This window comes from Vibrio fortis, assembly GCF_000695685.1.
Taxonomy (GTDB): Bacteria; Pseudomonadota; Gammaproteobacteria; order Enterobacterales; family Vibrionaceae; genus Vibrio; species Vibrio fortis_A.
This window is the reverse complement of the sequence record NZ_JFFR01000025.1, coordinates 449,412-457,171: the sequence shown is the minus strand read 5'-3', so window position 1 is coordinate 457,171 and position 7,760 is coordinate 449,412. Positions and strand designations below refer to the sequence as shown.

Genomic DNA, 7,760 nt, shown 5'->3' with positions numbered 1-7,760 from the left:
GTCTGTATATTGTCTTTGTGATTTTACTTTCATGACACTTAATACTCCGTATTAAGTGTCTACTTTAATGGGGTCACATCAAAAAGACTTAAGAGCGGATGCGGGATTCGAGTGGCGGGATACGAAGAGATTTAAAAGCAGATTCGGGATTCGAGTGGCGAGATGCGAGAAGACTCAAAAGCGGATACGAGATTCGAGTGGCGAGATGCGAAAAGACTCAAAAGCGGATACGAGATTCGAGTGGCAAGATGCGAAAAGACTTAAGAGCGGATGCGGGATTCGAGTGGCGAGATGAGAAGAGATTGAAAAGCGGATTCGGGATTCGAGTGGCGGGATACGAAGAGATTTAAAAACAGATTCGGGATTCGAGTAACGGATACGTAAAAACTTAAGAGTGGATACAGGTCGAGGCTCGGTACAAAAAAGAGCGGATAATTCCGCTCTTCGTATCTCTCATCTCGTATCCCGTATCTGCTACTCAGCAATAAAGCTAATTGGGATCTCAGCCAGTTGGTTACCTTGGTTCGCTGGGTAAACAATGTATTCACCGTGATATTTCACTGCTGATTTGTAGTCAGTCACTTTATGAAGCATAAAGCCAGACTCCATTGCAGCTTGAACAAACTCAGCGTGGTTACCACGAACAAACCAGTTCATCGGTTTCACCATCAGTTCACCATCAAACGAGTCGTCACACTGCTTGCCACAAAGTGCGAATGAGTGCTCGCCATCAGTGAAAAATTGAATTTTGCCACCTGTGGTCAGTTCGTCTTCACTTGAAACGCTCCAACCCATGTCGTACATCTTGTCCATGAAGGCTTCAACGTCACTGTCTTTAAGCGGCTTTGGCTCTTCACCCTGTGGGAAGAATTGAGCATAAAACGCCGAGATTCGACGGAATGTAAATGTTAGATCCGAGTTATTACCCTTAGAACGCCCCTGCTTCTGCCAGCGAATCAGGTCCGCAGCAACACAGCGATCATAAGCTTGCGATTTAATAGCCTTAGTTACCCAGCGCACCAAGTAAAGGTTATTAGCAATCGGCGCGTCTACCGCTTTGCCAGATTTGTGTAGAGCCGTTAACTCGTCGAGTGCTGTGTTAACCAGCTTTTGAATTTCAATGTAGTATTTTGACATTATGCCTTCTTTCCTAATGTCCAATAAAGTAGTGCTGAAAGTACGGCACACAGAGCCATCACAATGACCATAGAGCCAGCACTGTCACTCGGTAGGAACGCAACGATTGCGCCCACTACAGAGCCTGTACCAAAACGTAATGTACCCGCGAGCGACGAAGCTGTGCCCGCCATATTTGGGTAACCGCTAAGCAGCAAACCCATAGTATTACTACCGATGGTTGATAGTGTGCCGATAAATAGCATCACAAATGGCACGATACCCCAAAGACCGAGATCTAAACTCCAGCCAATGAACAAGCCAACACCCGCGAGCAGTTGAATCGCCAGCCCCACTCTCAACATAGTATGAGAGCCTACCTTTTTCACCATACGACCGTTAATGCTGGTCATCAGAATCATGGCAACAATGTTTAAGCCAAACAGGTAGCCGAAAAGGTCTGGACGTACACCGTAGATATCAATGTAAACAAAAGAGCCTGCCGTTAAGAACGCGAACATACCTGAAAATGAAAACGCCCCCGAGAAGATGAGTCCCATCGCTGTTGTGTTTTTACATAAGCGGAAGTAGTTACGCATCGTCGTTTTAAAACGCAACGGTTGACGCTTCTCTACTGGCAAGGTTTCAGGAATCTTAAACGAGACAGCAAGAATCACGATCACAGCGAAGATTGCCAATACCCAGAAAATCGAACGCCAGCCAAACCACAACGCCAAGTAACCACCAATCATTGGTGCCACCAGCGGCGCAACCGTCATTACCAAAGTCACGAACGACATGGTTCTTGCAAAATCTTCGCGATCAAACATGTCACGCACGACAGCTTGAATAATTACGGCTGCCGCTGCGCCCGCAAAACCTTGCGCGGTACGAACATAAGTCAGCGCTTCAATGCCATGCGTTGTTGCACTAACCATGGACGCAATCGCAAACAGAACCACACCAATCAGTAGAACGGGTTTACGGCCGTAGCTGTCTGCCAATGGGCCATGAAGCAGCTGTCCTAGCGCAAAACCAGCAGTATAAGCCGTAAGCGTGATTTGAACTTCACCGGCAGTCACACCAAGGTCTTTGGCGATCGTTGGCATCGCAGGCAGGTACATGTCGATGGCAAGTGGCGTCAAAGCACCAATTGCACCAAGAATCAAAAACAGCATTAGACCTAGCTGAGGTGTTTCAGGTTGGGAACTGGGGGCAGTTTGGCTTTGCATAAATCTCCGACTAAGTACTAAGAGCTACGCTTACACGCAGACAGAATATTGGCTGAGACTTTCCTAGTACCAGTCAAAATGAATAGCCGACGCTGTCCTTGGTCGGCATTAAACAGAGAGGAAGATTACTTCCAGATAGAGTCGATCTCTTCTTGAGTTAGGTAACGGTACTCACCTAGCTCCAAAGATTCATCCATCTCAATTTCACCAATACGTTCGCGGTGTAGCGCTTCTACTTTGTTACCTAGTGCAGCGAACATACGCTTAACTTGGTGGTACTTGCCTTCATGGATAGTAAGAAGTACTTCACGCTCCGCACGCACTTCAAGGTGTGCAGGAAGAGTAAGACCATCTTCGCTTTTCAGCTGGATGCCCTCTTTGAATTTCTCTACGTAATCGTCTTCAACTGGATCCACCAGCCAAACGCGATACATTTTTTCACACTTGTGTTTTGGCGAAGTAATACGGTGAGACCATTGACCATCATCGGTCACAAGCACTAGACCTGTGGTATCCACATCTAAACGACCAGCAAAGTGAAGCTTGTCCATCTTGATCTCATCAAGCAGGTCAAAAACCGTGCGATTAGAGCTGTCTTCATGCGAGCAAACAAAACCTTCAGGCTTGTAAACCATGATATAACGTGGGCCTTGAACACGCAGTTCATTGCCTTGCCATTCAACAACGCACTCTTCGGTAACCTTAGTGGCACCACTCTTTTGCATAACGTCGTTCACTGTCACTGTTTTTGATTTTAAAATCTGTGTTGCTTCTTTTCGAGTGACGCCTAATGAGTCACATAGAAATTTATCTAAACGCATGAATACCTCAACTAATCTAAGTCAGGTATTATAGTCACCTTTGCTCAATTAGTTGAGCGATTTCACACTATTTTTGCCACTTTACAAGACGCAGTATGTATACACTCCGCCCATATCAAGCCGACTCCGTAAAATCTGTTATCCATTACTTTCGCAAACACCAAACGCCCGCCGTTCTGGTGCTACCAACTGGCGCAGGTAAAAGCTTGGTCATTGCCGAATTAGCACGCCTAGCAAAAGGGCGAGTTCTTGTAATGGCGCACGTGAAAGAACTGGTTGAACAGAACCATGAGAAGTACGAAGGCTATGGTTTGAAAGGCTCGATTTTTTCGGCCGGTTTGGGTCGAAAAGAGACCGACCAACAAGTGGTGTTTGCCTCTGTACAGTCGGTAGTGCGTAACCTTGATGCCTTTTCCAATCAGTTCTCACTCTTGGTTATCGATGAGTGTCACCGAGTACCCGACGAGAAAAACAGCAGCTATCAGAAAGTGATTGCTCACCTACGTGAAAATAACCCGGGCATTAAAGTACTTGGCCTAACAGCAACACCATATCGATTGGGGATGGGTTGGATTTACCAATACCACACTCGCGGCCAAGTGCGTTCTGAAGAGCCAAGATTCTTCCGCGACTGTATCTTTGAATTGCCTATTCGTTATCTCCTCGACGAAGGCTTTTTAACGCCAGCAAGAATGATTGATGCGCCAGTATTGAGCTACGACTTCTCACAGTTAAAGCCTGCCAACACAGGCCGCTACAAAGAGGCCGAGCTAGATATGGTGATCGAACAATCAAAACGCGCAACGCCACAAATCGTTGAGCAAATCATTCACCTAGCGAAAGACAAGCAAGGCATCATGGTGTTTGCCGCCACTGTGCGCCACGCTCAAGATATTCTTGGTTTATTGCCAGAGGGTGAAGCGGCAATTGTGATTGGCGATACTCCAACGCTAGAGCGCGATCAAATCATAAACGACTTTAAGCAGCGCAAAACCAAGTATCTAGTAAACGTATCAGTACTGACCACTGGATTTGATGCTCCGCATGTGGACTTGATTGCAATTCTGCGCCCTACTGAGTCGATTAGTCTTTATCAACAAATCGTCGGTCGTGGTCTTCGTCTGTCTCCGGGCAAAGATGAGTGTCTGGTATTGGACTATGCCGGAAACAGCTACGACCTCTATCAGCCTGAAGTCGGCGATCCGAAGCCAGATTCTGACAGTGAAATCATCACCATTCCTTGCCCCGCTTGCGGTTTCAATAACAACTTCTGGGGCAAGCTCGATAGTAATGGTTTCTTGATAGAACACTTCGGTCGTAAATGCCAAGGCTACTTCACCGATGAAGATACTGGCGAGCGTGAGCATTGTGGCTATCGCTTCCGCGCTAAATATTGCGGTGAATGCGGTGCGGACAACGACATCGCCGCGCGAATTTGCCACGAGTGCGATGCAACCCTAGTTGACCCAGACAAAAAGCTAAAAGATGCACTGAACCTTAAAGATGCACTTGTATTTGAGTGCCTAGAGATGGACCTAAACGTGTTTAAAGACGATAAAGGTAAATCTCAGCTCAAAGTGACGTATCGAGGTGAAAACCAAGCTCAAGTTCACGAGTTTTGGTCGTTAACTACCAAGAAGCAAAAACAAACCTTCAAAGACCAGTTTGTTCGCCCTCATTTGGCCGACAGACACCGTCCTTTTGAGGAAGCATCTCCAACCAAAGTGGTCGCTCACCAACATAGATTCAGGCCACCGCAGTTCGTTATTGCACGTAAGGTAGGTCGTTTCTGGAAAATGCGCGACAAGATATTTGGTGATGAGCTTCAGGAGCGTTAACCCTAGTTCACCACTCTTGTGTCACTAAACCCACAACAAAGGCTGCTAAAGTCTCATTGTGGGTGCGATTCACTTTCTGTTCATCTTCACTTTTTTATACTACTTACTATCAACATTACCTAGGATTCGCTATGTTTAGTAAAGCAATGATTTCTTTGATGTCTTTGAGCTTTGGCTTAGTGGTTTCCGGCTCGGCATGGGCGGACTCACACCCTAACGGGCACGACCTCGTTCAAGACGTTCATAAAGAAGGTACTCGCATCGAGTTCGAAGAAGACCAAGATGAAGTTTATGAAGCGGTTAGAGAAGGCTACATTCGCCCGTTTTCTGAGATGTACGCTGCAGTAGAAAGTGACCTGCACGGTCGCATCATCAAGGTTGAACTTGAAGAAGATGACGACATCTGGGTTTACGAACTTAAGATCAACTACAAGAACAACATCATCAAGGTCGAATACAACGCTGAGACGTTAGAGATGTTGATGATCAAAGGTCGAAACTTTAAAGATGCGATCAAAACTGACAGCGAATAAATAGCCACAATAAAAATATTTCCCGCTGCGAATAACGACCGACAACAAACAATAACAACACCTAATATCGAATAACAATAAGCAAAAAGAGCCAATCATGAAAATTCTCGTCGTTGAAGATGAACCGCGTTTAGGCGAACAGATTATTGAAACTCTCGAAGGAGCTGACTGGGTTCCTGAACTGTCACAAGACGGTATTGATGCACTTTATCGCGCAACTTCAGAAGAGTGGGATGCGATTGTTCTAGACCTTGGCTTGCCAAAGCTCGACGGGTTAACGGTATTGAAAGGTATTCGAGATGAGAATATCAACACGCCAGTGATCATTCTTAGTGCGCGCGACACCTTAACTCAGCGTGTAGAAGGCTTGAATGCTGGTGCCGACGACTACCTCACTAAACCCTTTGAGATGGTTGAATTGATCGCTCGTATTCGTGCCCAACTTCGCCGAGCGTCTGGTTCTGCATCGCCAATCCAACAAATCGGTGACTTAAGCCTGGATACTCGTAGTTCGAAGGTGCTTTGGCAAGGCCAAGCAGTAAGCTTAACAGCGCTTGAGTACAAAGTGGTTGCCTACTTCATGCATAACAAGGACAAGGTTATCTCACGTACTGAGTTGGTTGAGCACATTTATAAGCAAGACTTCGACCGCGATTCTAATACCGTCGAGGTATTCATTGGCCGCATTCGCAAGAAGATCGCACCTAAGATCATTAAGACTGTGCGCGGTTTAGGCTATCAGCTTAACGCTGACTAATCTCCCTTCTCTCTGTGGGTGGCTCACTTTGACCCTAGATAAAAGTGAGCCAAAATAGCGATGAATCTAAATAAAAAATCCCTCAAAAAGATCAGTCTAAAAAGCCGCTTGCTCCTCGCTGCGGCTTTTTGGTTAGGTGCCATGATTCTTGCCGCTGGTATTGGTATTCCAAAACTGGTTAACGACTATTTGGTTGATGATCTAAAACAGCAGCTCAGCCTAACTATGGACGAGCTCACGGCCAACATCGAAACCAACGATGCGGGCATGCTGATGATGCTAGAACGATTGTCGGACCCGAGGTTTAATCAACCTTACAGTGGCGTTTATTGGCGAGCAGAAAGCCAAGGACAAGTGATTCGTTCACGCTCACTGTGGGATAAAGATATGGATATCAAGCGCTCTCCTATCCATACCTCGATTAAAGGCCCGGACAAAGAACAACTGATTTATATCGAGCAACTCATCTACCTACCAGAACTAAGTGACCCTGTCACTATAACCATAGGTGTTGATGAAGACCCACTTGAATCTACCCTCCATGACCTTACTGGCCAAGTGTGGATTATCTTGGGCTTGTTGTTTGTTGGCGTTCTGCTTTTGATTGGTATTCAAGTTAGCTGGTCGCTCCTTCCTCTTAACAAAATGCAGCGCGAACTGGCGATGCTACGTAAAGGGGAGCAGCAAGGTCTCAGCGATAGCTATCCAAAAGAGGTTTCCCCACTAGTCTCTGACTTGAACGCCCTACTCTTCCATTATCAAGAGTTGTTAGAGCGCGCTCGACACCATGCTGGTAACCTATCTCACGCCTTAAAAACGCCACTGTCAGTACTTAAAAATGAAGTGAACTCACTGCCCAAAGAGAACCAACACTTACTGCAGCAACCGATTGACCAGATCCAGAGCCAAATTGATTATCACCTAGGCCGTGCTCGTATGGCTGGCGCAATGAACATCTTATCGGTGAAGTCATCGCCTTGTGAACGGGTAGAAGCTATCTCGATGGCGTTTGATAAGGTGTACGCTGCCAACGAAGTCACTATGATCAATGAGCTGGATTCAGAGATTGAGGTCGCCGTAGAGAAAACCGATCTTGATGAGATGGTTGGTAACTTATTGGAAAATAGCTATAAATGGGCGGCAAGCATTATTCGAGTTCACTCCAACGAGCTGAGCGAAGGTCGAATAGAACTGATCATTGAAGATGATGGACCGGGTATCCCGGAAGAGAAAATGAGCCAAGCCGTTAAACGTGGTGTACGTCTAGACGAAACAACGCCAGGTACAGGTTTAGGACTCAATATCGTAAACGAGATGGCCCATAGCTATCGCGGGCAACTCAATTTAGAAAAAAGCTCGATGGGCGGTTTAAAAGCTACTCTTATCCTGCAGCTTTCTCAAAACTAGAAACTTAGAGCTAGACACTCAGAAAAGTTAATAAGCATACCAAACGCATTGGTATG

Annotated in this window: 7 protein-coding genes; 4 read left to right on the top strand and 3 right to left on the bottom strand. The window is 46.1% G+C overall.

Features of this window, described 5'->3' with window-relative positions; genetic code table 11:
• Positions 1 to 474: 474 nt before the first annotated feature.
• The 3 genes from VFDL14_RS07060 to rsuA form a co-directional block, all read right to left on the bottom strand.
• On the bottom strand, positions 475 to 1,137 hold the full coding sequence (locus VFDL14_RS07060; protein WP_032552207.1) for a DUF2913 family protein: 663 nt from the start codon (positions 1,135 to 1,137) through the stop codon (positions 475 to 477).
• Positions 1,137 to 2,348 carry a Bcr/CflA family multidrug efflux MFS transporter gene (locus VFDL14_RS07065; protein WP_032552206.1) on the bottom strand — a complete coding sequence of 404 codons (1,212 nt, stop codon included), beginning with the start codon at positions 2,346 to 2,348 and terminating at the stop codon, positions 1,137 to 1,139. Before VFDL14_RS07065 ends, VFDL14_RS07060 begins: the two co-directional genes overlap by 1 nt.
• A 125-nt stretch (positions 2,349 to 2,473) precedes the next feature.
• Positions 2,474 to 3,169, bottom strand: a complete 696-nt coding sequence (rsuA, locus tag VFDL14_RS07070) for a 16S rRNA pseudouridine(516) synthase RsuA (RefSeq protein ID WP_032552205.1) — start codon at positions 3,167 to 3,169, stop codon at positions 2,474 to 2,476.
• Between the two features lie 95 nt (positions 3,170 to 3,264).
• Between rsuA and VFDL14_RS07075 the strand changes: the two genes are divergently transcribed.
• The 4 genes from VFDL14_RS07075 (at position 3,265) to VFDL14_RS07090 (ending at position 7,704) form a co-directional block, all read left to right on the top strand.
• A complete protein-coding gene (locus VFDL14_RS07075; RefSeq protein WP_032552204.1) occupies positions 3,265 to 5,007 on the top strand; it encodes a DEAD/DEAH box helicase in 1,743 nt (580 codons plus the stop codon).
• A 131-nt stretch (positions 5,008 to 5,138) separates the two neighbouring features.
• On the top strand, positions 5,139 to 5,540 hold the full coding sequence (locus VFDL14_RS07080; protein WP_032552203.1) for a PepSY domain-containing protein: 402 nt from the start codon (positions 5,139 to 5,141) through the stop codon (positions 5,538 to 5,540).
• 97 nt (positions 5,541 to 5,637) lie between these two features.
• Positions 5,638 to 6,297: a response regulator transcription factor gene (locus VFDL14_RS07085; protein WP_032552202.1), complete on the top strand. Its 660-nt coding sequence runs from the start codon at positions 5,638 to 5,640 to the stop codon at positions 6,295 to 6,297.
• Between the two features lie 60 nt (positions 6,298 to 6,357).
• A complete protein-coding gene (locus VFDL14_RS07090) occupies positions 6,358 to 7,704 on the top strand; it encodes an ATP-binding protein (RefSeq protein ID WP_032552201.1) in 1,347 nt (448 codons plus the stop codon).
• Positions 7,705 to 7,760 lie beyond the last annotated feature (56 nt).

Coding starts and splice junctions, on each gene's coding strand:
- rsuA (WP_032552205.1), bottom strand. CDS start 3,169: ATGCGTTTAGATAAATTTCTATGTGACTCATTAGGCGTCACTCGAAAA.
- VFDL14_RS07060 (WP_032552207.1), bottom strand. CDS start 1,137: ATGTCAAAATACTACATTGAAATTCAAAAGCTGGTTAACACAGCACTC.
- VFDL14_RS07080 (WP_032552203.1), top strand. CDS start 5,139: ATGTTTAGTAAAGCAATGATTTCTTTGATGTCTTTGAGCTTTGGCTTA.
- VFDL14_RS07090 (WP_032552201.1), top strand. CDS start 6,358: ATGAATCTAAATAAAAAATCCCTCAAAAAGATCAGTCTAAAAAGCCGC.
- VFDL14_RS07065 (WP_032552206.1), bottom strand. CDS start 2,348: ATGCAAAGCCAAACTGCCCCCAGTTCCCAACCTGAAACACCTCAGCTA.
- VFDL14_RS07075 (WP_032552204.1), top strand. CDS start 3,265: ATGTATACACTCCGCCCATATCAAGCCGACTCCGTAAAATCTGTTATC.
- VFDL14_RS07085 (WP_032552202.1), top strand. CDS start 5,638: ATGAAAATTCTCGTCGTTGAAGATGAACCGCGTTTAGGCGAACAGATT.